Origin of the sequence: Bacillus sp. FJAT-47783 (assembly GCF_022808615.1) — a bacterium.
GTDB lineage: Bacteria > Bacillota > Bacilli > Bacillales > Aeribacillaceae > Bacillus_BZ.
In genome coordinates this window covers 45,624-71,654 of record NZ_JAKZKS010000008.1, presented here as the reverse complement: position 1 = coordinate 71,654, position 26,031 = coordinate 45,624, and the positions used below count along the sequence as shown (strand labels likewise).

Annotated in this window: 24 protein-coding genes and 1 other annotated feature; of the genes, 5 read left to right on the top strand and 19 right to left on the bottom strand. The window is 37.8% G+C overall.

Translation table 11 applies throughout. The annotated features are described in order from the left end of the window. Positions 1-7: 7 nt before the first annotated feature. The 7 genes from MLD65_RS18255 to MLD65_RS07945 form a co-directional block, all read right to left on the bottom strand. Positions 8-3,247 (bottom strand): BTAD domain-containing putative transcriptional regulator, encoded by a 3,240-nt coding sequence (locus tag MLD65_RS18255; protein WP_243291345.1) that lies wholly within the window; start codon positions 3,245-3,247, stop codon positions 8-10. Between the two features lie 121 nt (positions 3,248-3,368). Further along, entirely contained in the window at positions 3,369-4,565 is a 1,197-nt protein-coding gene (locus MLD65_RS07970) for a putative glycoside hydrolase (RefSeq protein WP_243291344.1), read from the bottom strand. Between the two features lie 267 nt (positions 4,566-4,832). Next, entirely contained in the window at positions 4,833-5,771 is a 939-nt protein-coding gene (locus tag MLD65_RS07965; RefSeq protein ID WP_243291343.1) for an ABC transporter ATP-binding protein, read from the bottom strand. Beyond that, the gene (locus MLD65_RS07960) at positions 5,771-6,817 is read right to left on the bottom strand and encodes an oligopeptide/dipeptide ABC transporter ATP-binding protein (RefSeq protein ID WP_279326003.1); all 1,047 of its coding nucleotides are present in this window, start codon (positions 6,815-6,817) and stop codon (positions 5,771-5,773) included. Before MLD65_RS07960 ends, MLD65_RS07965 begins: the two co-directional genes overlap by 1 nt. Before the next feature lie 11 nt (positions 6,818-6,828). After that, positions 6,829-7,746 (bottom strand): ABC transporter permease, encoded by a 918-nt coding sequence (locus tag MLD65_RS07955; RefSeq protein ID WP_243291341.1) that lies wholly within the window; start codon positions 7,744-7,746, stop codon positions 6,829-6,831. A 6-nt stretch (positions 7,747-7,752) separates the two neighbouring features. Continuing rightward, positions 7,753-8,688, bottom strand: coding sequence for an ABC transporter permease (locus MLD65_RS07950; RefSeq protein WP_243291340.1), 936 nt, complete (start codon positions 8,686-8,688; stop codon positions 7,753-7,755). A gap of 96 nt (positions 8,689-8,784) precedes the next feature. After that, positions 8,785-10,419: a peptide ABC transporter substrate-binding protein gene (locus tag MLD65_RS07945; RefSeq protein WP_243291339.1), complete on the bottom strand. Its 1,635-nt coding sequence runs from the start codon at positions 10,417-10,419 to the stop codon at positions 8,785-8,787. Positions 10,420-10,906: 487 nt separating this feature from the next. Beyond that, positions 10,907-11,121: a binding site (T-box leader), on the top strand. Positions 11,122-11,181: 60 nt separating this feature from the next. Between MLD65_RS07945 and trpS the strand changes: the two genes are divergently transcribed. Both trpS and MLD65_RS07935 read left to right on the top strand, forming a co-directional pair. Then, positions 11,182-12,177 carry a tryptophan--tRNA ligase gene (gene trpS, locus MLD65_RS07940; protein ID WP_243291338.1) on the top strand — a complete coding sequence of 332 codons (996 nt, stop codon included), beginning with the start codon at positions 11,182-11,184 and terminating at the stop codon, positions 12,175-12,177. Between the two features lie 67 nt (positions 12,178-12,244). After that, entirely contained in the window at positions 12,245-12,616 is a 372-nt protein-coding gene (locus tag MLD65_RS07935; RefSeq protein WP_243291337.1) for a hypothetical protein, read from the top strand. A 67-nt stretch (positions 12,617-12,683) separates the two neighbouring features. Here the strand turns inward: MLD65_RS07935 and MLD65_RS07930 are convergent, their stop codons facing one another. The 6 genes from MLD65_RS07930 to MLD65_RS07905 form a co-directional block, all read right to left on the bottom strand. Next, complete coding sequence (locus MLD65_RS07930) at positions 12,684-13,436, bottom strand: YjbA family protein (protein ID WP_243291336.1); 753 nt, start codon at positions 13,434-13,436, stop codon at positions 12,684-12,686. An 88-nt stretch (positions 13,437-13,524) separates the two neighbouring features. Beyond that, positions 13,525-13,755, bottom strand: a complete 231-nt coding sequence (locus MLD65_RS07925) for a YuzI family membrane protein (protein ID WP_279326002.1) — start codon at positions 13,753-13,755, stop codon at positions 13,525-13,527. A gap of 497 nt (positions 13,756-14,252) precedes the next feature. After that, positions 14,253-14,525 carry a hypothetical protein gene (locus MLD65_RS07920; RefSeq protein ID WP_243291335.1) on the bottom strand — a complete coding sequence of 91 codons (273 nt, stop codon included), beginning with the start codon at positions 14,523-14,525 and terminating at the stop codon, positions 14,253-14,255. 16 nt (positions 14,526-14,541) lie between these two features. Continuing rightward, entirely contained in the window at positions 14,542-15,324 is a 783-nt protein-coding gene (locus MLD65_RS07915) for a DUF2268 domain-containing putative Zn-dependent protease (RefSeq protein WP_243291334.1), read from the bottom strand. Positions 15,325-15,522: 198 nt separating this feature from the next. Further along, positions 15,523-16,761: a beta-ketoacyl-ACP synthase II gene (gene fabF, locus MLD65_RS07910; protein ID WP_243291333.1), complete on the bottom strand. Its 1,239-nt coding sequence runs from the start codon at positions 16,759-16,761 to the stop codon at positions 15,523-15,525. Positions 16,762-16,872: 111 nt separating this feature from the next. Next, positions 16,873-17,805 carry a beta-ketoacyl-ACP synthase III gene (locus tag MLD65_RS07905; protein WP_243291332.1) on the bottom strand — a complete coding sequence of 311 codons (933 nt, stop codon included), beginning with the start codon at positions 17,803-17,805 and terminating at the stop codon, positions 16,873-16,875. A 222-nt stretch (positions 17,806-18,027) separates the two neighbouring features. Between MLD65_RS07905 and MLD65_RS07900 the strand changes: the two genes are divergently transcribed. Next, on the top strand, positions 18,028-18,303 hold the full coding sequence (locus MLD65_RS07900) for a hypothetical protein (RefSeq protein ID WP_243291331.1): 276 nt from the start codon (positions 18,028-18,030) through the stop codon (positions 18,301-18,303). A gap of 25 nt (positions 18,304-18,328) precedes the next feature. Here MLD65_RS07900 and MLD65_RS07895 read toward each other — a convergent pair whose 3' ends face one another. From MLD65_RS07895 to MLD65_RS07880, 4 genes are all read right to left on the bottom strand, one after another. Next, positions 18,329-18,526, bottom strand: a complete 198-nt coding sequence (locus tag MLD65_RS07895) for a ComZ family protein (protein ID WP_243291330.1) — start codon at positions 18,524-18,526, stop codon at positions 18,329-18,331. Between the two features lie 5 nt (positions 18,527-18,531). Then, the gene (locus tag MLD65_RS07890) at positions 18,532-19,488 is read right to left on the bottom strand and encodes a BMP family ABC transporter substrate-binding protein (RefSeq protein ID WP_243291329.1); all 957 of its coding nucleotides are present in this window, start codon (positions 19,486-19,488) and stop codon (positions 18,532-18,534) included. Between the two features lie 276 nt (positions 19,489-19,764). Beyond that, on the bottom strand, positions 19,765-20,643 hold the full coding sequence (locus MLD65_RS07885; RefSeq protein ID WP_243291328.1) for an NAD-dependent epimerase/dehydratase family protein: 879 nt from the start codon (positions 20,641-20,643) through the stop codon (positions 19,765-19,767). A 113-nt stretch (positions 20,644-20,756) separates the two neighbouring features. Next, the gene (locus MLD65_RS07880) at positions 20,757-21,494 is read right to left on the bottom strand and encodes an alpha/beta hydrolase (protein WP_243291327.1); all 738 of its coding nucleotides are present in this window, start codon (positions 21,492-21,494) and stop codon (positions 20,757-20,759) included. 376 nt (positions 21,495-21,870) lie between these two features. Here MLD65_RS07880 and MLD65_RS07875 point away from each other — a divergent pair, with 376 nt between their 5' ends. Then, complete coding sequence (locus MLD65_RS07875) at positions 21,871-22,053, top strand: YjzD family protein (RefSeq protein ID WP_243291326.1); 183 nt, start codon at positions 21,871-21,873, stop codon at positions 22,051-22,053. Positions 22,054-22,135: 82 nt separating this feature from the next. Here MLD65_RS07875 and clpB read toward each other — a convergent pair whose 3' ends face one another. Next, positions 22,136-24,742 (bottom strand): ATP-dependent chaperone ClpB, encoded by a 2,607-nt coding sequence (gene clpB, locus MLD65_RS07870; RefSeq protein WP_243291325.1) that lies wholly within the window; start codon positions 24,740-24,742, stop codon positions 22,136-22,138. A 106-nt stretch (positions 24,743-24,848) separates the two neighbouring features. Continuing rightward, positions 24,849-25,028, bottom strand: a complete 180-nt coding sequence (locus MLD65_RS07865; protein ID WP_243291324.1) for a YjzC family protein — start codon at positions 25,026-25,028, stop codon at positions 24,849-24,851. A 142-nt stretch (positions 25,029-25,170) separates the two neighbouring features. Between MLD65_RS07865 and MLD65_RS07860 the strand changes: the two genes are divergently transcribed. Then, positions 25,171-25,986 carry an undecaprenyl-diphosphate phosphatase gene (locus MLD65_RS07860; RefSeq protein WP_243291406.1) on the top strand — a complete coding sequence of 272 codons (816 nt, stop codon included), beginning with the start codon at positions 25,171-25,173 and terminating at the stop codon, positions 25,984-25,986. The last annotated feature ends 45 nt before the right edge of the window (positions 25,987-26,031 follow it).

The following is a 26,031-nucleotide window of genomic DNA, read 5'->3' as shown; positions in this document are numbered from 1 at the left end:
CATTGATTCATGTAATAAAATTGACTTCCTTAATCATTTTCAGCATTTGCTTTGTACTTTCCAAAGGTTCCACACCTAGTTCTTTTTGTAATTGATTACGACATTTCTCGTACAACTTTACTGCATAAGCTCGGTTATTTTTTCGATAATAGCAATACATTAAAAGCCGATATGCTTCTTCCCAGCAACTGTCTATTGCTAAAATTTGTGAGCACCAATGAATAGTCTCATCAAACTGTTCTTTTTCAACGTTTAATTGGGCAAGCCGTTCTGCTCCTCTTAAAAATAATAGTTGCAACCTTTCTCTCTCTTCAAGACACCAATCGTCATAGGCGCGATCTGGTAAATAATCTCCTTTATATAACGTTAGCGCTTTGTTTAAAATGTCTATCGCTTGATTACGGTCTTTTACATTCAATCCTTTTTCCGTTAATTTTTGAAATTCAACCTTATCAATTTCAATATTCGCATTGCTATTCAATCCATACGATAACCCTCGCCTTTCAATAAAATACGGGTCAGACCTTGCTTTTCGATTTGGTTCTATCACTTTATTAAGTGCATTTAAGGCTACTTTAAAATCTCTTTCTGCTGTTAATTCATCATTTTCTCCCCAAAGCAAGGAAAGAATTGTATTCCTAAGAAGCAAACGATCTCGAAATGTTATTAATAATTGAAACAATTCCTTTGCCTTCTCTCTTTTCCATTCCCCTCCTTTAACCTCTTTTTCTCCTAAAAATACTTTAAAATCTCCTAGCGTTTGAACCTTTAATGTATAGCCAGGGTGAAACGAAATGTCTTTCATGCCTAACCATTCAAGAAGTTGGTTCGCAAGGTGTATTTCAATTCCTTCATTTTTAGCTTTTATTAACATCGGAATCATTTTTCGAGAGTCATTTGGCCCAAATAATATTTTTCTTTCAATAAAAAAATGATAATTTTGTTCATGAACATGCTGTAACCATTGTTGAAAGAAAAAGCCGAACGATTTTTCTTTCTTTTCTTGAAAAGCGATGAGCGACAACCAAAAACAGGCTAGCATTAGTCCGTATTGACAATGACAACTTTGAAAAAGTCTATAGCATTGTTGGAAATAATGCTCTGCTTCTTCGTTATCATCATGATAATAGGCGGCAATTCCAAGAGAAAGACGAATATAACTTGATAGCCATGCGTCCTTCGCTTTTTCCGTTTCCGTAAGTGCTTTCTTCCCGCATTCTAACGCTAAATCATAAAATCCTTTTTTTCCATATAACAAACATAATCCCATCCATGCTTCCGCTTTTCCACGTGATATATGAATTTCATCCATTATGGACATCGCTGTTTCATAACACTTCACCGACATCTCCTTTTCATAACTTGGATTTAATTGGACTGCGTGTCCGATCCTCATCCACCCACAAGCCTCTACAAACGGAGCTTTCCATTTCGCACCTTGAAGGATTCCAGATTGTGCAAATTTTTTCGCCTCTTCAGCTTCTCCCATGTAGGCAGAAATGACAGATAGTAAAATATCAACCGTTCGATGGGCACTGGATAAGGATGCATGATATTCATGTTTTTCTCGATATTTTTTAACTACTTCTTTCGCCTGTTTTAGTCGTCCAGTTCTTAAATAAAGACGTGCTTTCAATTCAACCATTTTTAATTCATATTTTGAACTGATCCCCATAGATTGACTTTGTAAATACCAATCTTCCGCATCAAGAGCATTTCCCATATTTAACAAATTTTCTGCCACGAGTAAATAAAGAGACATCTCTCTTTCCTGACTATTTGTTGTTGAAGATTTTAATAATGAAACGGATTTTCTTAATAGTGGATCAGCTTTAATAGGTTGTACCGTATCAAGATATACTCTCGCTTGTCCTTCAACGCCTAAGCTCATCCTCAATTTATCCTGATCCTTTTCTGCAAGTTTTTCCACTTTTCGATAACAACGAATCGCTTTTTCGTAATGACAACGATATCGATAAATTTCTCCTTCATAAAACCAAATCATATAGTACTTGTTTTTTATACTTTCTGGAATTATATCAATCACTTTTAATAGCGTCTCCATTTTCCCATCTTCGAGTAGGGTCATCCCATATTTTTGAAGAATTTCTGCCGTTCGTTCGTCATTTTTTATTTCTAACAAATGAAACAATGCTTTTTCATAATCTTGGATATAAAGATAATAATTTGCCGCTTTTCGATGTGTGTGGTGATACACCTCTATCTTTTGGCTAAATTGTGATTGGAGAAATTCCTTGAACAAAGAATGGTACCGGTATTGCCCTTCTCCGATTGGCATAATAAATAAATTTTGCTTCATGAGATGCTCTAAAATTCGCCTCGTATACGCTTGTGAAAACCATAGATTACAAATGGATTCAGAAAACTCTTCAAACACACATGTTCGCTCTAAAAAATCTCGGACACTCTCTGGTTGCTTTGAAAACACTTCCATAGCTAGAAAGCGGAAAAGCTCATCCATAGATACCGACTTAATTTTCAAAAAAGAATAATGAGGTTCTGTTTTCATTTGTTGCCAAATCATTTGAACGGCAATGATCCATCCTTCTGTCATTTCATATATTTGCCCAACCATTTCCAAATCGATGGGAAGTCGATAATAATCAGAAAATAATACGTCAATTTCCTCCTTCGAAAAGGATAAATCTTTCTCTGTTATTTCCAAAATATCTCCTTTTACTTTCATCGTCTCAAGTATGTGCCAAGATGGACGGATTCTTCCAGAAATCACAAAATGAAGGTTTTGGGGTTTATAGTTGATAAACATTTGCATCCATTTAGTAATGGCATCTGAATGTTCAATCAGATGAAAATCATCTACAATAAACAGAAACTCTTCCTCATACTTGCTAAGCTCATTAATAAACGTAGCACATAGAAAATCAATATTTTCATCATAATATTGAAATGCTTCTTGGCCTAATTCTTGTAAAATGCTTGATCCAAAATCCGGAATAAGTGTTCGAATTGAATAAATCATATGTGAAAGGAACGGTAAGAAATTATCATCTTGCTTAGAAATGGTATACCAACAATTCTTTGTATTCTCACCTTTTAAAAATGAAGCCAGAGCCGTACTTTTCCCATACCCTGGACCTGAATGAATAATGGTTAGTGGATATGTTTTCATATTCGCTAGTTTCTTCATTAATGCGGGCCGTACGATACACGTTTCTTTAAGTTGGGGCGGAATTAATTTTGTTTGAATAATAGACCTTTCAATCACTCAATCCCCCCTTTTAATAATTTTCTTAATTTTCATTATAACGAATAATAAAATCTTGACAAGAAATGCTTAACGGATATAAAAAACACCTACGTATTTGACGCAGGTGCTTGAACAAAGATTACGGTGTATAATCAACATTTTGTGTATAGGAATTTCCGGCATTCCAAAGTAAAAATTCGCGAATGCCCTGCTCATTTAATGCTTTTATTTGTGCTTCAACTTCCGCTTTTCCGTACGATTTATAATTCCCACTTCCAAGCCATGAGGCTGTAAAATCTTGAATCCACGGTCTTGAAATGGGACGGCTTTCTAGTTTATCTAGCTTTTGATTTTCAACTTTTGCATACTCTGTTACTAATTCATACGGCTGTAAGTCGGGTTTTGCGATTCCAAAGTAAGATGTCCAGTGGGATGGGTAAATCATGGATGAAATTACATCGACGTGCTCGGATATTTTGCTGAAATTTTGGCCAATTCCTGGCGCTTCCGGTAATGTTGCTGTATATCCGAAAATATCAACAGACATTTTCACACCATAAGGTTTTAATTGTTCCTTCGCAAAAGCAACAAAATCCGTAACAGCTTCAACTCGTTTTTGCACATTATCAATCTCTAAATTTGCATAGTCACCCATTTTGTATTGTAAAGCATTATCACGTTTTTCGAATCCTTCAGGGAAACGGACGTAATCGAATTGGATTTCTTGAAAGCCAAGCTTTGCTGCTTCGATGGCGATGTTCGTATTATATTCCCATACCTCTTTTAAAAATGGGTTCACAAATGATTCGCCACGCCCATTTTTCCACACTGATCCACCATTTTTAAAAGACCATTCCTGTTTCTTATTTGCTAATACTGTATCCTTAAAAACGACAATACGAGCAATTGGGTAAATGTTTTTTTCTTCAAGCTTTTTCAATAACTTCTTAGGGTCTTTTATGTACGGTTGGCTAACATCATAGTATGGTGAAGATGGATCTGGTTGGTATGTCACATTTCCATGATCGTCTTTAATATCTATAACCATAGCATTTAGCTCTGAATTGTCAATGAGGTGAATCAAATCATTTAATTTGCTCCCTCCTGCTGAATGTCCCGTTACATATATTCCACGAACAGCATCTGGATATTCAAAATGAAAGCCTGACTGATATTGAAACCTAGGCACTATTTCCGGTATCTTTTTTTCACGAATATCCGAACTTCGTACATAAAGTTTCTCTGAATTTAATGATGTAGCATAAGACGTACTATTAATAAATGTGAATAACAAAAATACGAATGCTAAGCTGATTCCAACGATCTTTTTAGTCATACATCCCCCTCTTTTCATTCTGTCGTCCCTGCTTTTTCACCTCTTTTTATTATAAACCGTATCCCCTTTCTTAAGAAGTGTAAATGAACCTACTTTATTTTATGTACAAGTTGCTAACAATTATTAAAATTGTTTGAAATTTTCATAAAAATATATAGACTTTTACGCTTTATTGCACTATAATATATTTAACACTGTACTCCATCATTTAACGGTGTCGTCCTATTAAAAAGAAAAACGATCTCGACAAGTCGAGATCGTTTTTCTTTATTGATATTGCTTTTGATATTGCTTAAACTCTTCTTCCGAACACATCACCCAGTGACCAGGCTTCACTTCACGAAACTCTGGTTCTTCACCAGGTTTATACGTATGTTGAGATGGATCATACACAATCCGCTTTCGCGAACGTTCCGTAGCTGGATCCGGAAGAGGAATCGCAGATAATAAAGATTTCGTATAAGGATGAATTGGATTTCGATACAGCTCCTCACTATCTGCAAGCTCGACCATTTTTCCGAAGTACATCACAGCGATGCGGTCACTAATATATTTAACCATTGATAAATCATGCGCGATAAATAAGTACGTTAACCCTTTTTCACGCTGAAGCTTTTTCATTAAGTTGACAACTTGTGCTTGGATCGAAACGTCAAGAGCAGAAATCGGTTCATCGGCGATGATAAATTCCGGCTCAACGGCTAATGCACGTGCGATCCCGATACGTTGACGCTGTCCACCTGAGAATTCGTGCGGATAACGGTTCGCATGTTCACGATTTAAACCGACTGTTTCTAATAACTCATATACCCTTTGCATGCGCTCTTCTTTATTTTTCGCTAACCCGTGAATATCAATGCCTTCTGCAATGATGTCCGCTACTGTCATACGCGGGTTTAACGATGCATACGGATCTTGGAAAATCATTTGCATTTTCCGGTTAAACTTTTTCATTTCCGCACGTGATTTTTTTCCATGGACATTTTCTCCTTTAAAGAGAACTTGGCCACCTGTTGCATTATACAAACGGATAATCGTACGTCCAGTCGTTGACTTCCCACAGCCAGACTCACCAACAAGACCAAGTGTTTCACCTTTATAAATGTCAAACGTCAGACCATCTACTGCTTTTACAACATTTTCTTTTCCAACGTTAAAATGTTGTTGTAAATCTTTAATTTCTAACAGCTTTTCTCTTTCCGCCATTATTGTCCCCCCCTAGCAGCACCAAATTGTTTCATCCGCATTTTTACCGATTCTGGCGGCTCTACTTCTGGAGCATTTGGGTGTAATAACCATGTAGCTGCATAGTGCGTATCTGATATTTTGAACATTGGTGGTTCTTGTTCAAAATCAATTTTCATCGCATATGGATTACGAGGTGCAAAAGCATCTCCTTTAGGCGGATTTGTCAAATCAGGTGGTGAACCTGGAATCGCTGCTAGCTCTGACTTATCGTCATTATCTAAGCTTGGCATGGATGCTAATAATCCCCACGTATACGGATGCTTCGGATTATAGAAAATTTCATCCACCGTCCCAATTTCAACAATTTTTCCGGCATACATAACCGCAACGCGATCTGCCACATTCGCCACAACACCAAGGTCATGCGTAATGAAAATAATCGATGTCTCCATTTTCTTTTGAAGATCTTTCATCAATTCAAGAATTTGCGCTTGAATCGTAACGTCTAAAGCCGTTGTCGGCTCATCGGCAATTAACAGCTTCGGATTACAAGCTAACGAAATCGCGATCATCGCACGTTGACGCATACCACCTGAAAACTCATGTGGATATTGGTTTACACGTTTTTCTGGCATCGGAATTCCAACGAGTCGAAGCAATTCAATCGCCCGATCTTTCGCAGCTGCTTTTGACATATTTTGGTGCTTTATTAACCCTTCCATAATTTGCATACCGATACGCATGGTCGGATTTAAAGAAGTCATCGGATCTTGGAAGATCATTCCGATATCTTTCCCGCGAATTTTCTCCATTTCTTTATCCGATTTCTTAATAATATCTTCACCTTCAAGGAGAATTTGTCCGTTCTTAAACTCTCCAGGAGGCATTGGAATTAATCTCATAATAGATTGTGAAGTCACACTTTTTCCTGATCCGGACTCACCAACGATTGCAAGTGTTTCCCCTTTATATAAATCAAACGACACACCGCGAACAGCTTGCACCTCACCGGCATAGGTACGGAATGAGACTTCTAAATCTTTTACTTCTAATAATTTTTCCATCGTTCTCACCCCTACTTACGTAATCTTGGATCTAATGCGTCACGAAGACCGTCACCGACCACGTTAAATGCAAAGATTGTTAAACAGATAAAAGTTGCTGGGAAGAAAAGTCTCCATGGATAATATTGCAGGGCCGGTACTCCTTCAGATGCCATCGTTCCCCAACTTGCTAAAGGAGCAGGTACCCCTAAACCTAAGTAACTTAAAAATGCTTCTGTAAAGATCGCTGATGGAATCGTTAATGTCATCGTAACTAAAATAGGTCCCATCGTATTTGGAATTAAATGTTTCGACATAATGCGAGAGGTACTTGCCCCTAATGTTTGCGCAGCTAAAACGTACTCTTGAGATTTTAACTGTAAAACTTGCCCGCGAACAATACGTGCCATATTAATCCAGCCTGTTATAGACATTGCGATAATCATCGTTGTAAGACCTTGTCCCAATACAACCATTAATAAAATGACAAGCAGAAGGTAAGGAACTGCCCAGAGAATGTCAGCAATTCGCATCATCACTTCGTCCGTACGGCCACCACGATAACCAGAAATACCACCCCAAATAATTCCGATAACGAAATCAATAACAGCGGCTGCTATTCCAATGAATAACGAAATACGTGCACCATTCCATGTTCTCGTAAACACATCACGCCCAAGCTCATCCGTGCCGAACCAATGCTCAGCTGATGGCGGCTGATTCGCATTGATTAAATCGTTCGTTTCATAATCATAAGGTGTCATATATGGCCCAAAAAGCGCCATAAAGATGAGAATGACTAAAAGAACAACACCGAATAAGGCTAATTTATTTTTACGGAAGCGAATTGAGACATCTTTCCAATAAGAAATACTTGGCTTTGAGATTTTTTCCGCTTCACTTACGTCGACTGTTTGAGGTTGGAATAAATCTTTTGAAATCTCTTGCATCGTCTATTACTCCCCTTTCTTGCCGCCAGCTAGTTTAATACGCGGGTCGATTAATCCGTACGCTAGGTCCACGAGGAGAATCGAAACTAATAGTAAAATACTATAGAACACCGTTACACCCATAATCGTTGTGTAGTCACGATTTGTAATACTTAATACGAAGTGTGAACCTAACCCTGGAATTCCAAAAATTTTCTCAATAACGAAACTACCTGTTAAAATTCCTGCCGTTAGCGGCCCCATATACGAAACAACTGGAAGCAACGCATTGCGAATCGTATGCTTAAACGTAATCGCCCGACCACTTAAACCTTTTGCCTTCGCTGTTTTAATGTAGTCATTACTTAACACTTCCAGCATACTCGAACGTGTTAAACGAGCAATAAAGGCCATCGGAGTTGATGCAAGGGCAAGTGCCGGTAAAATTGTATGGGCAAATGTTTCCCAGCGCGCAACCGGAAATAAGTCCAACTTCATCGCAAAAATGTATTGAAGAACGGATGCCATGATAAAGCTTGGTACGGAAATACCAACTACGGCTAATATCATCGCTGTGTAGTCTTGCCATTTATTATGTCTTAAAGCAGCAATAACCCCAAGCAATACACCAATTGCAACAGCTAAAAAGATCGATTCCATACCGAGAACAAATGAAACCGGAAATCCATCATTAATTAAATCGTTTACCGTTTGGCCTTTATATTTGAAGGAAGGACCGAAATCCCATTGTACGATCGAAACTAAGTAATCAAAATATTGGATATACCACGGTTGATCTAATCCATAATATGCGTTTAAGTTTGCTTCAATTTCGGGTGGAAGCTTTTTTTCTCCAGAGAACGGTCCACCAGGAGCGGCACGCATTAAGAAGAATGTTGCAGTAATGATTAAGTAGAGGGATAAAAGCATGAACAAAATTCGTTTCCCGATATATTTCAGCATCGAAAACACCTCCATAATTTAACAATATCGTCCTATTCAGAAAAGAGAGGTATATGGACGGAGCCATATACCTTTCTTTCAAAAAGCGTTTACTTTTTATTCAAAGTAAGCCCACTTGAATTGTGCATCACCAAGACCAGATACGTACACGTCTTTCAGGTTATCTTTCTTAACCCAAGTATTTGTGTAGAAATAAATTGGTGCAATTGGCATTTCATCCATTAAGATTTTTTCTGCATCTTTTAACATTTGAATACGTTTGTCAGCATCTGCTTCACTTTGGGAGTCAATTAATAATTTTTTGAACTCAGGATGCTCCCAGAACGTATCGTTATTACCGCCATTTTTATCACGGTAAAGCTCTAGGAAGTTAATTGCATCGTTAAAATCACCTAACCAACCCATACGGCCAATATCATAATTTCCTTGGTGAAGCTTATCGATGTAAACATTCCACTCAGCGTTGTCTAACTCGACACTAATGCCAAGGTTTTTCTTCCACATGTCTTGGATTGCTTGTGCAATCTTCGCATGAGATTCCAAAGTGTTGTAAGAAAGAGTTAACTTAATATCTTCAGGACCATTTAAGCCAAGCTCTTTTACTGCTTCGTCAAGAAGTTTCTTTGCTTCTTCTACATCGTTGTCTTTAAAATATCCTTTTTCATTTTCAGGGAACATGGATGGTGGGACTGCTGCCATCGCAGGAATTTGTCCACCTTGTGTTACTTTTTCAACAATCGACTTACGGTCAATTGCGTAAGCTAATGCTTTACGTAAGCTCTTCGATTTTAAGAACTCATTTTCAGTATTAAATTTGTACCAGTACGTACCCGCAATTGCTTGAACTTCTAATGTACCCTCATCTTTTAATTTTGGAAGAGCTTCTGTTGGAAGTTCTCCAATTGGGCTTCCTGCCCAGTCAAGTTCACCGCTTTGGAACATGGACAATTCTGTATTAGAATCGTTAATCATAAACATGTCGATTTTTTCTAACTTAACTTTATCTGCATCCCAGTAGTCTGCATTTTTCTCTAAAACAATTTTGTCATTATGAGACCATTCAGTCATTTTGAATGGACCGTTTGTTATATAAGTATCACCAGCGTCTGTGTACCATTTGTCATTTGCTTCTGCAACGTTTTTATTTACTGGTAAATACGTGTAGAACGCTGTTAACTCTAAGAAATATGGAGTTGGGTTTTCTAAAGTTACTTCTAATGTTTTTTCGTCAACCGCTTTTACGCCTACATCATCAACTGAGCCTTTTCCTGTATTATAAGCCTCTGCACCTTTGATGTAGTATAGCTGATAAGCATATTGTGATTCATGTTCCGGATCTAATGCCCATTTCCACGCATATTCGAAATCTTGCGCTGTTACCGGGTCACCGTTTGTCCACTTTGCATCACGAAGTTTAAACGTATATTTAGTTAAATCTTCAGAAATCTCAACATCTTCTGCAGCAGCCATTTCCGGCTCACCATCTGGGTTAATTCGTGTTAATCCTTCAAATGTTTGGCGTAATACTGTACCAGATGTAGAATCGTTCGCTAAACCTGGATGTAAAGAGAACGGCTCTGTTCGAATGTTAACACGAAGCTCTTGTTTCACGTCTTCTTTTTTGTCATCTTCTCCACCTGCACCTTCGTCATTACCGCCGCCAGCACAAGCAGTTAAGAAAAGACTGAGAACAAGAACAAGACTAAATAATACAGAAAGTCTTTTCTTCATTAGTGTTACCCCCTTAAATATTTGGTATGAACAAACAGCATTAACGATTTTGCAAAACCATAACGCCAAATATTACAAGTTTTCTGACTAATATTCTTGCAAAATATTAAATTAAAAAAAGATGAAGAAATTTCCGACAATAAACGCTATAATCATTACTGCTTTGACAAATGTCAAATGAATAAATGATAGCGTTTTCACCCCGTTACGGACAATTTCTTTAATCCATCTTTTCGTTGTAATATTGGCCGTATGTAAATTATTTGTTACAAAACCGTTAAGATTTTGTTTGTTACGTTTATTATAAATAGTTAAAAAATTTATTGCAAGTAAAAATATTATTTTTGTATACTGCCACCATTCGACAAAATAATCTAAAGTTAGTATTTTCAATCAATTTTAAAAAGTCACAAACTTATTATACTGAAAAATGATCGACTTGCAAATTATTTTTTTTTATTGTACCCTTTAAGCACAATGGTTATATAATCGTGCGATGAAGAAGAATAGTACATGGCGTAAGCATTATCAGAGAGTTTGCGGTTGGTGTGAGCAAACATTGCCCGACATGGAATGGACTTCGAGCATTGGCGTTGAACAAGGTAGTAGGCGTCGACGTAATCCTTGCGATAAAAGGACGAGAGTGATTTCTTGTTATGCAAGAATTAAGTAGGGTGGCACCACGGTCCATTCGTCCCTAACCGGACGAGTGGGCCTTTTTTATTTTCCCTTAATTTTCAAAAAAGAATTTAGGAGTGATTTTTGTTGAAAACGATTTTCTCAGGCATTCAGCCAAGTGGTACGTTAACACTCGGGAACTACATTGGAGCGATGAAGCAATTTGTAGAGCTTCAAGATGACTACAATTGCTATTTTTGCATCGTCGACCAACACGCAATTACCGTTCCTCAAGATCGCCTAGAGCTACGAAAAAATATTAAAAGCCTAGCTGCACTTTACATCGCAGCTGGAATTGACCCTGAAAAATCAACGCTCTTTATCCAGTCGGAAGTTCCAGCACATGCCCAAGCAGGTTGGATGTTACAGTGCGTTGCCTATATCGGAGAATTAGAACGAATGACACAATTTAAAGACAAATCGGCCGGTAAAGAAGCCGTTTCTGCAGGGTTACTAACATACCCACCCCTTATGGCGGCAGACATTTTACTTTATAATACAGATCTTGTTCCAGTTGGGGAAGATCAAAAGCAACATCTTGAATTAACGCGCGATTTAGCGGAACGCTTTAATAAAAAATATAATGACATTTTTACAATTCCTGAAGTTCGTATCCCAAAAGTCGGCGCACGCATTATGTCCCTTCAAGACCCGACGAAGAAGATGAGTAAGTCCGATTCGAATCAAAAAGGGTTCATTTCGTTACTTGATGAGCCGAAGCAAATCGAAAAGAAAATCAAAAGTGCGGTAACGGATTCAGACGGAATTGTTCGTTACGATAAAGAAAAGAAACCAGGCGTTTCGAATTTATTATCCATTTACTCCATCTTAGGAAATGTATCGATTGAAGAGCTTGAAGCGAAATACGAAGGAAAAGGATATGGCGAATTTAAAACAGATCTTGCAGAGGTTGTTGTAGATGCATTAGCACCACTCCAACAACGATACCATGCATTAATAAACGCTGAAGAACTAGATGACATTTTAGATCGCGGCGCAGAAAAAGCAAACCGAGTTGCCGGAAAAATGATTAAAAAGATGGAAAACGCAATGGGATTAGGAAGAAAAAAACGCCGTTAAACTTGCTCTACATCAAATAACAGGCACTATGTTTTAAGGTTTAGAATTATGAACTGAAAAGAAATGCTTGTATGTTATACTAAACTTAATAGAACGTGGAGTTGAGTATAATGGAGGAAACCTTAAAACAAATATTAAACGAAATCAAAGACTAAAACAAGGTATGACGGATTTAAAGCAAGATGTTTCTGTTTTAAAACAAGATGTAACGGGATTAAAACAAGGTCAAGGACGTATCGAAACAAAAGTTGATCGTCTTTCATCTGAGCTTCGCAGTCATTTCAAATATACGAATGATAAACTAGATAATCATCGGGAAGTTTTCGGAATTGTTTCTGACGAGTTAAAAAGTGTGAAAATAGATATCGAATTTCTAAGTTCTAAAACTGGCAGGCACGATACCGAACTCAACAATATAATGAACAAACTTAGAGGATAGTTTCGATCGAGATCCAACATTAAAAAACGAAGGCAGTCGATTTTGCCTTCGTTTTTTCTTTGCTACATTAATTTACTTTTGATTCATGCTCCATCTCCCATAACCTTTCAAAAAAAGGCTGCCCTTTTATTAGCCCTTCACATAAATGTAAATGTTTAGCTGACCAACCATGAATGGTTTCATTATAAAGCTTGTCCCATATTTCTTCGAAGCTTAAATGTTGGATTTGCTCGTACATATGAGGATTCCATTCTGTGTACCAATATTTAATTTCTGATGAATTTCTCGTTGATTGTAGCTGGTCAAGCGCCATAAATAAAAGCTGCTTTAACTGTCTTTCCTTTCTCGTAAGTCCACTCATAAACTTTGGATTCAACGATAAAATATGGTAATCCCTTTCTAATTGAATGGACGATGGATAAAAATCATACTGTTCGGCTTCAACATCTTTAATCATTTCGTAAACGAGCTGTTCTTGTCTTGGTATAAGCCTGCTTTTTCGAATCGGAATCGTATAACCAATTGTATCAACTGCCAAAATACCATACCCATCTGTCACGACAAAACAGTAGTCAAGCTGAATGCGCTCATGATTTTTTCGGCAATATGATTTTTGATAAACATCTTTTAAAAGCTGTTGTGGCAAGTCGCGCAAATCATTTTCAATAAAATCAAATAAGGCCGATTCAACTTTTAATAATGGTACTTGATCTAGCAGTTCCACACTGTCATCCTTACGCCATTCATGAAAATGGCAGACATTGTACCCATTTTCTTCACCTTCAAACCAATTTACCCATACATCATGAAGAAACAACATCTTTGACCCCTCACTTCAAATCTGTTTGTCATTCATTATGGGCAGGAGATGGAATTTTTATTCCAAAATCTTCATATAGATGGTGATTTTAACACCTTTTTTCTTCACTTTTTGAAAACGGATATAAAACACTAGCCCAAATAATGAATAAACCGATGATTAACAAGTGGCATTCAGTTCTTTTAGCAATAAAAGACAAATAATCTGAAAATGATTTCCCCGCTACGATTATATTTAAATATGCAATACAACTAACCCCTCCAGAAATCGTTAAACCGAACCCAATTAAATAAAAGAAGATACGAAATATCACGGTCATCACCTATATCCTGAACTTGTCCAAATAAGAAAAGCGTAAGGCGCTCCAATTGCGCCACTCTGTTAAGCAACATCGCAATGTCGCCTTCCTCGCTCAGCGACAAGCACAAGACAAGCACCTTCTGAAGGATCCTCTTGTGACGATCTGAGCCGATGGCGCCTGAAGCTGGACACAAAAATTTACGCTTTCTTTTTAAAAAATGTATCGTTCAACATAAGCTTGTTTATATCAAACTATGTAATCACTTACGAAAATATCCCATAAAGAACGATAAAGTGTAACTTCATTCAGTGGGGGTTTTTTTTCATCCCCCACTGAATGTTAGTCCCTACGGGATGACCTAAAGGCCCTTGTGACCCACAGGACGTGGCGCTCTTAGTCTGTGTTCTTTATGTTCGGATCTTTACGGGCAGTTGTCCCCCACCTATCTTCTTTGCTTTACTACAGAATCTTGAGGTGGGGGTCTTACTGCCCGTTAAGAGTGGGATAAAAGTTTTTTATTGATAGAAACCATTATGTTGACCAATTGAAAGCGTTACGAACTCGAAAAATTTGTATTTTTCTTTCATTATCAATTTTTCACCATATAAAAAAATGATAATTGCACGAGTTTTGGAGATAATTGCATCACTTCGGGTAACAATTGCACGAAGTTTATATTTAATTGCACGAATCACAAAATAATTGCATTTAATTTTCCCTTTTTGCATTTCATATCCTTTTTTTGCACGGAAAAGTCCGTTTTTGCACCTATCCCAATTATCATTCATAAGTAAAAAACACAGGTTAATCTCCCTGTGCTTCATAGTAACGAATAAGTTTATTGGATGAAATCGTAAACGATTTTTCGATCGAAAATGGGTATTGTTTATGATAGGTTTCAACGATATCATAGCCGAGAGCATACCCTAGCATTGTCGGATAAAAAGCTTTCCCAAATAATAGTTGGACATACTTTGGGTGATCACGTTTGACATGTTGATTGTCCTTCACCCACATGTTCCACCATCTTTTTAGTTGGGTAGGAGAATATTTTGTCATCCAATGTGTAATAGCCTCTTCTCCGATTTCCTCTTTTACAGCATGTTCAGCTAGTCCTTCTAAAATAATAGTATCAAGCAAAGTGTACTCTTCTTCACGCTTTGAATATTTATGAAGTCGACAAATATGATGATATTCATGCGTTATAACGGCGTCTAACGACAGGTCGCTTGTTCGTGGGGATAAAAACAAAAACATTTTATCTGGAAACGAAACGCCTGACCTTCCTTGAAAGTCACGTGTTAATAATCCATTCCGCTCATCAACTGGAAAGATAAAAACCGGAACATCAGGTCCTTCCCATTTTTGTTTTAGTCGTTCATACCGTTTTTTTACTTTTGGCCAAATGTGGGATCTTTCCATCTCTTTCAAAAATGTTTTCCTTACTGATCGGTACATTCCGAAATCTTTTAAGTAATCATAAATTTCCTCTGCACTTATTTGTTGAAAATAATGTGTTAATTTTTCACAGGCTTTTAGAGGATTGGGGTCTTTCTTTAACCACTCATTTGTGTTCACAACGCCCATTTATCGACACCTCTTTTCTTGATATCGTATGAGTGCCGATTTTGGAGGGTGAATCGATCGCTAACGTGACTTTGTTCAGAAACCAAAGGTTAGAGATCGGAGTAGTCGAAATCGGTGAAATAACCGATTTCCATTATCCATAGGTATGACCTATACAAAAAAATCCGCCTTACCAAAATGGTAAAGCGGATTTTTCGATTATTCATATTTTTTAAAGACGATCGTTGCGTTATGACCACCAAACCCTAGTGAGTTACTTAATGCTACGCGAACATCTTTCTTTTTCGCTTCGTTTGGCGCATAGTCTAAATCACATTCTGGATCAGGTGTTTCATAGTTAATAGTCGGTGGGATAATGCCATCTTTAATGGACATAACAGAAAAGATCGCTTCAACACCACCTGCAGCCCCAAGTAAGTGGCCTGTCATTGATTTTGTTGAGCTTACAGTTAAGTTATAAGCATGGTCACCGAATACTTCTTTGATCGCTAATGTCTCGAATTTATCATTATATTCTGTACTTGTACCATGCGCATTAATGTAATCAACATCTTCTGGTTTAAGACCTGCATCTTCGACTGCCATCTTCATCGCACGTGCACCGCCTTCTCCACCTGGTGCTGGAGCCGTAATGTGATACGCATCACCAGTTGATCCGTATCCAACGATTTCTGCGTAAATGTTCGCACCGCGCTTTTTGGCATGTTCAAGTTCTTCAAGGATTAAAATTCCTGCTCCCTCGCCCATAACGAATCCATTACGATTTTTATCGAAAGGACGACTTGCTGTTTTTGGGTCTGGATTTGTTGAGAGGGCTTTGGCTGCACAAAATCCGGCAAAGGACATTTTCGTGAGCGGAGCTTCAGAACCACCTGTAATCATGGCATCGGCGTCACCACGCTCAATAGCTTTAAAGGCATCACCGATTGAGTTTGTTCCTGTCGCACATGCTGTTACTGTACAAGAATTAACACCCTTTGCTCCTAATGCAATTGACACTTGGCCAGTAGCCATATCTGGAATCATCATCGGTACAAAGAATGGACTTACTCGTCTTGGTCCTTTGTTTATTAACGTTTCAAATTGTTGCTCGAATGTTTCCATTCCTCCGATACCAGAACCAATCCAAACACCAATTCGCTCTGCGTTTGTTTCATTGATTTCTAAGTTTGCGTCCTTAACGGCCATCATTGACGCTGCTAAAGCGTATTGAGTGAAGCGGTCCATTTTTCGTGCTTCTTTTCGATCCATAAAGTTTTCAGGATTGAAATCTTTCATCTCTGCTGCAACCTTTGCAGTGTAATCATCTTTATTAACACGTGTTAATTCACCGATACCAGAAACACCTTTCACAGCGTTTTCCCAGCTTGTTTTTGCATCTAAACCTAATGGAGTTACCGCTCCTAATCCTGTTACTACTACTCTACGTTTCACCATAAACGTTGCACCTCACCTTTTTTCGGACTGTTATACGGTTAACATTTCGAAGAAGTGTTTTATTTTTTGCGAGGAACCGCCAAACAATCCGGACGGTTCATTTTCTTTATATTACTTCCCCCATCTTAACGCAATCGCACCCCATGTTAAGCCTCCCCCGAAGCCTACCATGACAATGAGGTCACCATCTTGTATTTTACCTGCTTTTACCTCTTCGTACAATGAAATAGGAATCGAGGCAGCCGAAGTATTTCCATATTTGTGCACGGTTTTCGACATTTTTTCCTCTGGAAGTTCTAAACGTTGACGAGCCGCTTCCATAATTCGGATATTTGCCTGATGTGGAACAAGGAAATCTACATCATCTTTAGAGAGACCTGCTTTTTCCAATACATTAATGCTAGACTCGCCCATTTGACGAACGGCAAATTTAAACACTTCACGACCGTTCATAATGACATATTCATCTTGATATAAGTGTTTTCCTCCTGTTCCATCTGCACCAAGCTCAAAAGAGAGAATTCCTTTATTTTCACTTACAGGCCCCATAACTACAGCTCCTGCCCCATCACCAAAAAGAACGGCTGTTGTGCGGTCGTCCCAATTTGTAATTTTAGATAGTTTTTCAACACCTACTACTAATATGTGCTTATAGGCACCTGCTTCAATAAATTGTTTGGCCGTAATCATTCCATACATAAACCCTGCACAGGCAGCACTTATGTCCATTGCTGCTGCATTTTTTGCTCCAATCTGTTCTTGTAACATACAAGAAATGGAAGGGAACGGTTGATCTGGTGTTACGGTTGCAACTAAAATCATATCGATATCTTCAGGTGATACACCAGCATCTTCAATCGCTTCTCTCGCAGCACGAACCCCCATATGTGAAGTATCCAATTCATCTGGAGCGATACGACGCTCTTCAATTCCTGATCTCGTACGAATCCATTCATCTGATGTATCCATCGTTTTTTCTAAATCTTTGTTCGTAACAACATTTTCCGGTACATAACGACCGATTCCAATGATTCCAGCCTTCATTATGCACAACTCCTTTATTATAAAATGGAAAAACTTGTGATGACAACCTTTTTCATTTGTTATCGAAATATCCGATTGTAATTAATATCAATTATTATGACTTGGTACTAATTTTAGCTTATTTTCTTCTCTTTATCAATATGTTTGTTTTTAGGACAACGGTCTATTCACAATTTTATCCGTTACATAAATTAATAGTAAAAAGCGTAGTAGGTGATAAAGTTGGAAGAGAACAAAGAGTCCAATAAGCAACTTGTGAAGAAAGAAGAGAACCCCGCTATTGAAAAGAGACAAACTGACTTCTTTTCTACCTTTATGTTTGGTCAAAGACCCGTTCAAGAAACAAAGGAAGAGAAAGCTGATTCTAAACTCGATGATTTTAACTATCTTCAATTAATGGAACAAATCGACGATGTGATGTCCTCATTAAAAGAATTAAAGCCATTATTAAACGAGTTGTCACCACTTGTTAATTTTGTTAAGAAGAAAATTAAATAAAAAACGGTGGGTAGGCCACCGTTTTTTACGCTTCGATTCCTTCACTAGCTTCTTTCTTTCCTAATTCGTATGCTTCAGCCATCACTTTTGTTAATAAACCAATCATCGGCTGAAGTTGTTCTGGCTTTAGCTCTAAGCCAAGCTCATCTAATTGAGCTTTTGCTTCCGGTAAATATTGCATCGCAATTTGCATAAATTGTAATGATTTTGGATGTTGTTCCATTTCCATCACTCCTCGTTCGGCAATTTTCCTGTTTGACGGTACGTTTCAATCATCGAATGCATTTTTGCCAAGTACTGATCGTCGATTAATGAACTAAATTTCCCCATATTGATGACGTCATCTTGAAAATCAAAATATAAATTTCCACTTTCCAACTCACCATTTTGGAAACGTTTCGCGACAAGTACATAAAGACGATCAACATGTTGCACAGTGCTTGTCAATACCGTCTGCTCACCTAAATCTGCTTGGTCTGAAACATATCCGATTGCATAAAGCCCATGCTCTTTCAGATGCTCAATAACAGGTACATTATACCCATCGCCGGCTGGATACACAACATCAACGTTTTCCGCTATGAGCTCATCCAAATGCTGTAAAGCTAAATTTGTATCATTCCATGATTGTATGTACTGAATTTTCACGTTTACATTATTGTCTTCAAATTTAGCTCCTTGATAAAAGCCCTCGACTTCCGGTTGCCATTCGAAAGCAGCAATGATCCCAATTTCTTTCGTTTTTGACATATGTGCTGCAACCATACCTGCGAAAAATCCCATCGCATGTGAGTTAAAGCTTAAACTCGTCACATTATCGCCTTTTGCGTCACCATTAAAAAACACAAAATGAATATCTGGATATTCTTCTTGCAAGTCTCGGAAAAAGGTTTGGTATTCATTGCCGTGACCAAAGATTAAATTCACACCTTTTTCAGCAAACTCTGCTACCGCTTCGCGAACGGCGGTTTCTGAATTCATTCCTTCTTTATAAAAAACGTCGACATTTAACTCTGATTGTATTTTTAGCAAGCCTTTATACCCTTTTGTTCCCCACACTTGATCATCGATCGTGTCAGGGACGAGTAAGCCGACTTTTTGAAGCTCATCTTCTGAAGATGCTTGTCCACAACCACTTAATAAAAAAAAGAGGATAAGAATAATTCCATATTTTTTGTTGAACATGATCAGCAACTCCTTCACAAAGGGCTCAAACAACATTTGGCTTGTATTCAATGCTCAGCTCTTAAACGTTTGTTTCCCATGAAATAAGGCTGTTTAACGATAAGAGAAAACATGCTGTCGATCATAATGAACTTCTTCGCCCTTTTTGAACAAATATTATTATAAAGCAAAAACATTTATTGGATGGAAGGAAGAAAAATAAGTTTCACAGATACTAAATCCGACGAGATTGCTTTTCACATTCTATTTTATCCTCATAATATCATGAATCACAAGTTATTTGTTCATATTCTGTAAGTATGGGTTAAATCGATTCATAAAGATTCGTTGTTCATTTATTCGATCTTCGAACTTTTCCTCACTTTGAATAATAATACAATTTTTCGTTTGAATATGAATCGGTTTTACAGGAAATGTGAAGGATGAAGGTAAATTCAACAGATTTCCTTTTGATGTTAAATGAACAATGGACGGATTCCTAGCCTCCTCCCTCCCTATTTCTACTAAACAATTAATGACTTCTTCAATATAGAGGAGGTCTCGAACCGGCGTTTTTTCATGTATTTTTTTTGTGAAAACAATTGGATTGAATTGTAATTCGAGCAGTAACTGATCTGTAATCCATTGTCCAGGTGGCTGCCATGGTCCAAAGACGGTTGGAACACGTACGATGATTGTTGGAACATATGCGTTCTCTGCTTGTTTTTGCCACCAATTTTCAGCTTGAATAAACAGTCTCCCTTTTTCCTTTTTTGGAAATGGCTCATCTTGATCAGTAATATCTATTTGATCATCTCCATACACATCGAAAGAAGAAAGAAATACAACTGGACATTCAGCTTTTTTTGCCATTTCTAATAGGTCTTCTAGTACCCCTTTTTCCTTTTCCCACTCCTTTGGCCACTCTGGATCATGGGGATCTAACTGACAAAAGTAAATTCTATCGTATTCACCAAGCTCTAAATCCTTTTTGGTAAAAATATTAAACTGCGCATTTCGCCCGAGCCAAAGCATTTGTTCTTCAACCCATTTATGATAAAAAGGATGATCTGGCTTGATAAAGACACCATCAACGGAACACCCTTCCTCAAGAAACCGACTACAAAGGTGAAAACCAATGAATTGCTGAACACCAACTATTAATACACGGTTCAATGGATGCCCCCTACGAAAACTCAGGGGGCGACACCTCCTTTTAACAACGTGATGTTATTTTTGGTCATTACTGTATCGTATGCTGCGTGACAAGAGATTAGTCATTTCTCCTTCTATAATATTCGTTCGTGATCACGTAAAAATTTCATCATCATTTGATAAACACGAGGTGAATTTTCCGGGAGATAAAAGGTAAGCTGAATAGGAGATTGTAATTTCTGACGGTATTCTTCATATATTTTACTGTGCAGCAGATAGGAATACGGACTTCCGTGCATCTTTTGCCAGATTCGTACCGGTATGGTTGAAGTAAAATCATCCAATTGAGCAAATGTATTTTTCGCGATTTTCATTTCATCAAGATCGTAAGCAACTGTAAGCTCTTTTAACATCCGTTTATAAAAAAACTTATTTTCCCGTTCATAGTTTAGTTGAGCTTGTAATTGAATACATGGATTTAAAAATGAGACGGAGCGTATTTTATCGTTCATAATCTCCATTAATTGAAGTGCCGTCAGTGCTCCCATTCCTTCTGCAATAATATGAATTTTGTTGTTTAATATCTCTTTTTTTTGAACAATGTAATATAATTGCTTCGCTAGCAATGTTGCTTTCGGACTCCCCCAATGTCTTCCATAAAGATTGGAATAAAAAACGGTATATCCTCCATCATGTAATAATTGAAGCAATTGTTTTCTACCGTAATGTTGAATCCAAAAACTCGATTGGTCATCGACATAATGATTTTTATCTCCAATAATTAAGACACCAAATCCACTCGGCTTTTCTGGTAAGTGTACGACGTTCCATTCATTTTCAATTTTAAAAAAGCGTACGTTAACACCGTCCATTTTCCCACCACCTTTCCTGTCTAACACTTACGAATTAAATTCCGATCGCCTTCATTCCTGATTATAGTCCATTGTGTCCATTTACATTTCAAAAAAGGGGGATTTTTTTCAAAAGGAATATTCCAAACACAATGTCAATATGCATTCTCTAATAATCTATGTTAAATTTTTTACAAAGCATAGATAAAACGCCTATTCCAGTGACTACTATTTTCATCTTTATTGAAAAATTAGTCGTTTCATACCGAAAATTTGTGTGATAATATATATTGGAACAAGGTGATTGGAAAAGCGACAAGCATAAGCCGATGGCTTCTTGAGCTCGACACCGAACAAAATTTATCCTTTCTTATCTTTTAAAAAAGAGGTGATATGAATGAAATATGTGATGACACTATTTTGGGCCTTTTTATTAGTGAATATGGCAAGTTATGTTGTTTCTTCCATGATCGGTGCTACATACGAGTTTGGAACATCTACTCTTCTCGCTGTTGTTGCAACCGTTCTCATCTTTATTATTGGAGAATCATTACCAAGTGAAGCTTCCGAACAACATTAATAATGACGTTCGACATGAATGCCACTTATCCCTCTCTGTGGAACAAGAGCGTTTTTCTACGAAGAAGAACTGAGCCAACAGCTCAGTTCTTCTTCGTAAGTACAAGACTTTCATTGTTTACATCAACTAGCACATCATCTTGATCATTGATTTCCTGCGCTATAATGGCACGTGCGAGCATTGTTTCGACATGCTTTTGAATAAATCTTTTTAAAGGTCGTGCTCCGTAAACTGGGTCAAAGCCTGCGTTAACGATAAACTCCTTCGCTTCTTCTGTTAATGTTAATTTGATTTGCTTTTGCTCAATTCGCTGTTGCAACTCTTTTAACAATTTTTCCACAATGTTCTTCATTTCAGCCTTTGTCAGTGGCTTAAATAAGACGATATCATCTATTCGATTTAAAAATTCTGGACGGAAATGCATGCGTAATTGCTCTAGTGCTTTTTCCTTTGCTGAATCTTCTATTTCTCCTTGATCATTAAGCCCTTCAAGTAAAAATGGTGAACCAATATTTGAAGTCATGATGATGACCGTATTTTTAAAATCAACGACTCTTCCTTGTGAATCTGTAATCCTACCGTCATCTAGCATTTGCAATAAAATATTAAAAACTTCCGGGTGTGCTTTTTCTACTTCATCGAGTAAAATGACTGAATACGGATTTTTACGAACAATTTCCGTTAGCTGACCCCCTTCTTCATATCCAACATAGCCTGGAGGCGCCCCAATTAATCGGGAAACAGCGTGTTTCTCCATATATTCAGACATATCAATTCGCACCATATGATTTTCACTATCAAATAATGTTGCCGCAACGGTTTTGGCAAGCTCTGTTTTTCCAACACCTGTTGGCCCTAAAAAGAGAAAGGAACCGATTGGCCGATTCGGATCTTTAATTCCTGCTCGAGCGCGGAGTACAGCATTTGCAACAAGCTCAATTGCTTCATCTTGTCCAACGACACGCTCTTTTAGTACCGTTTCTAATTTTAATAATTTTTCTCTTTCCCCTTCAACGAGCTTTGAAACGGGAATACCTGTCCATTTTGCCACAATATTGGCAATTTCTTCTTCTGTGACTTCTTCACGGAGAAGACGGTGATCCTGTTCTTTGTTCGCCATTTCTTCTTCAAGTAGTCTCAGTTCTTTTTCAAGCTGTGGAATTTTCCCGTGTCTTAATTCTGCTGCTTTATCTAAGTTATATTGGTTTTCCGCATCTTCCAAATCTCGTCGCGCCTTTTCAAGCGATTCGCGCAATTGCTGAACTTTTTGAATCCCTTCTTTTTCGACTAACCATTTTGCTTTCATCACATCTGCTCGTTCACGCAATTCGGCAAGGTGCTCTTGAAGTTCTTCGAGACGACTTTGACTCGCTGCGTCTTTTTCTTTCTTCAATGCTTTTTCTTCCACTTCCAACTGCATGAGCTTGCGCATCACTTCATCAAGTTCTGTTGGCATTGAGTCAATTTCGGTCCGGATCATCGCACATGCTTCATCCACGAGGTCGATCGCTTTATCCGGTAAAAACCGTTCCGTTATGTACCTGTTGGAAAGCTCTGTAGCTGCGACAAGCGATGAATCGTGAATGTTTACACCATGATGAATTTCAAATCGTTCTTTTAGACCCCTTAAAATGGAGATAGTATCTTCAACAGTTGGTTCACTTACTAATACTTGCTGAAAACGGCGCTCTAATGCTGGATCTTTTTCAATATACTTTCGATGTTCATCAAGCGTCGTCGCGCCAATACAATGCAGTTCCCCCCGTGCAAGCATCGGTTTTAGCATGTTTCCAGCATCCATCGCTCCTTCTGTTTTTCCTGCCCCAACAATTGTATGTAGCTCATCAATAAATAAAATGATGTTTCCATCGCTTTTTTTCACTTCATTTAATACAGCTTGGAGACGTTCTTCAAATTCTCCTCGGAATTTTGCCCCCGCAACGAGCGAACTCATATCTAAAGCAAAAATCGTTTTATTCTTCAGCCCTTCGGGTACATCTTTTCGAACAATTCGCTGGGCTAACCCTTCGACAATGGCGGTTTTCCCAACACCTGGCTCACCAATTAGCACCGGATTATTTTTCGTTTTTCGAGATAAAATGCGAATCACACGTCTAATTTCTTGATCTCGACCGATGACAGGGTCTACGTTGCCTGCTTTCACTTCTTCAATGAGATCTCGTCCATATTTTTTTAATACTTCATAAGTTGCTTCTGGATTTTGTGTTCTCACGCGCTCGTTCCCCCTTATGTCTTTTAACACGTTTCGAATGGCGGTTTCTGTCATATTTCGCTTTTGAAAAATAGGAAAAATTTCGGATCTTCTATTTTGTGACAACGCTAATACGAAATGTTCCACAGATAAATAGTCATCTTGAAATTCTTTTCGAATATGATCTGCTTGTTTTAACAATTCTTCAACTGTTCGTGATATGTACACATGATCGGTCTTTGCACCACTTCCAGTTACTTGTGGCTTTTTCTCTAGCAATTGTTTTAATTCTTTTTCCAAATCGGAAATAGATACATTTAACAACTGTAATATCCGAGGAAACAGCCCATCCTGTTGTGAAAGAAGTGGAAGCAGTAGGTGAAGTTCTTCTACTTGTTGATGGTCATATTCTTTTGCAATACTTTGCGCTTCGATCAATGCCGTTTGCATTTTTTCGGTAAATTGTTCAAAATCCATCGTCAACCCTCTCTCACCTTTAGTTTGACTTTATTTGACCTTTCTTTTATTATATCCTTCTTTAAAATGATGTAAAGCCATCTGTATTCATCAGATGGCTTTCGCTTTACGGTTTTCTTTTATATGTCCATATCCGATTATGATTTGATGTTTCAGGGAATGAATCACCAGCTTTTAACTTAATACTCTTCGGATTTTTGACCATCGACCCTGTTTCACCAATTTCAACGTAAATTCCATTGTTCGGTGCTTTTTGACCTGGTTTAAATTGATGTTGCTGTCCCATAACATCCCTCCTTACCTATACAGCTATTATTATGACCTTTACAATCACATTACATGTAAAAAAGCATCTTTACAGAATGTGGCACTTATAGTTAAATGATTAAGTGTGAATGCATTAGACTGGAGGATTTTTTGTGGAAACAATCAATTTAGTATATGAAGTCATTAAATATTTATTTTTAGGAGCGTTGCAAGGTTTTACAGAACCGATCCCTATTTCTTCGAGCGGTCATCTCGTTTTAGCGCAACATTTTTTAGGCGTTGATTTACCCGGTTTATCGTTTGAAGTTTTTGTGAATGCCGCATCATTAGCAGCCATCCTAGTTATTTACCGAAAAGATTTGACTCGGATTGCCATGAATGGACTGCAATATATTAGGACGAAGGATTCAAATAGTAAAAGCGACTTTTTCTTTATCGTTTATTTAGTCATCGCTACGATTCCTGCAGGTGTTTTCGGCGTATTGTTTGATGATATGATTGAAAACCTCATCTCAGAAGGAGTGCAAATTGTCGGAATTACCCTTATCATTACAGGTATTGCCCTATATTTAATCCGTAATTTAAAAGGGAAGAAAAACGATGGCGATTTATCGGTAAAAGACGCGCTTATTGTAGGACTTGCCCAAGCTGTTGCACTTATACCGGGAATAAGCCGTTCAGGTGCTACGATTGTCGCTGCGATGGCTTTAGGCATGAAACAAGAAACAGCCTTACGTTTTTCATTCCTCCTTTATATTCCGGTTAGTTTAGGGACTACCGTTTTGGCTGTTGGAGACATTGCAGGGAACAGTGAATTAAGCAGCCAATGGGCTCCGCTATCCATTGCGTTTATTGCTTCGTTCATATTATCCTACTTTTCCTTAAAGTGGTTCATGGGCATTATGGAACGAGGGAACTTAAAGTACTTCTCTTTTTACTGCTGGATTGTCGGGATCCTTGTCATATTATTCGCTTAAAAATAAGCAGAAAGGTCAACGTTCTTTAGACGTTGACCTTTTTTT

Excerpts from the sequence above, each read along its gene's own strand:
- MLD65_RS07920 (WP_243291335.1), bottom strand. The coding sequence starts at position 14,525 with ATGAATGATAATTGGGATAGGTGCAAAAACGGACTTTTCCGTGCAAAA.
- MLD65_RS07890 (WP_243291329.1), bottom strand. The coding sequence starts at position 19,488 with ATGTTCAACAAAAAATATGGAATTATTCTTATCCTCTTTTTTTTATTA.
- MLD65_RS07865 (WP_243291324.1), bottom strand. The coding sequence starts at position 25,028 with ATGGGACAGCAACATCAATTTAAACCAGGTCAAAAAGCACCGAACAAT.
- MLD65_RS07930 (WP_243291336.1), bottom strand. The coding sequence starts at position 13,436 with ATGTTGTTTCTTCATGATGTATGGGTAAATTGGTTTGAAGGTGAAGAA.
- MLD65_RS07905 (WP_243291332.1), bottom strand. The coding sequence starts at position 17,805 with ATGAAGGCTGGAATCATTGGAATCGGTCGTTATGTACCGGAAAATGTT.
- MLD65_RS07880 (WP_243291327.1), bottom strand. The coding sequence starts at position 21,494 with ATGGACGGTGTTAACGTACGCTTTTTTAAAATTGAAAATGAATGGAAC.
- MLD65_RS07950 (WP_243291340.1), bottom strand. The coding sequence starts at position 8,688 with ATGCTGAAATATATCGGGAAACGAATTTTGTTCATGCTTTTATCCCTC.
- MLD65_RS07925 (WP_279326002.1), bottom strand. The coding sequence starts at position 13,755 with ATGACCGTGATATTTCGTATCTTCTTTTATTTAATTGGGTTCGGTTTA.
- fabF (WP_243291333.1), bottom strand. The coding sequence starts at position 16,761 with ATGGTGAAACGTAGAGTAGTAGTAACAGGATTAGGAGCGGTAACTCCA.
- MLD65_RS07970 (WP_243291344.1), bottom strand. The coding sequence starts at position 4,565 with ATGACTAAAAAGATCGTTGGAATCAGCTTAGCATTCGTATTTTTGTTA.
- MLD65_RS07895 (WP_243291330.1), bottom strand. The coding sequence starts at position 18,526 with ATGGAACAACATCCAAAATCATTACAATTTATGCAAATTGCGATGCAA.
- MLD65_RS07915 (WP_243291334.1), bottom strand. The coding sequence starts at position 15,324 with ATGGGCGTTGTGAACACAAATGAGTGGTTAAAGAAAGACCCCAATCCT.
- MLD65_RS07955 (WP_243291341.1), bottom strand. The coding sequence starts at position 7,746 with ATGCAAGAGATTTCAAAAGATTTATTCCAACCTCAAACAGTCGACGTA.
- clpB (WP_243291325.1), bottom strand. The coding sequence starts at position 24,742 with ATGGATTTTGAACAATTTACCGAAAAAATGCAAACGGCATTGATCGAA.
- MLD65_RS07945 (WP_243291339.1), bottom strand. The coding sequence starts at position 10,419 with ATGAAGAAAAGACTTTCTGTATTATTTAGTCTTGTTCTTGTTCTCAGT.
- MLD65_RS07965 (WP_243291343.1), bottom strand. The coding sequence starts at position 5,771 with ATGGCGGAAAGAGAAAAGCTGTTAGAAATTAAAGATTTACAACAACAT.
- MLD65_RS07875 (WP_243291326.1), top strand. The coding sequence starts at position 21,871 with ATGAAATATGTGATGACACTATTTTGGGCCTTTTTATTAGTGAATATG.
- MLD65_RS07960 (WP_279326003.1), bottom strand. The coding sequence starts at position 6,817 with ATGGAAAAATTATTAGAAGTAAAAGATTTAGAAGTCTCATTCCGTACC.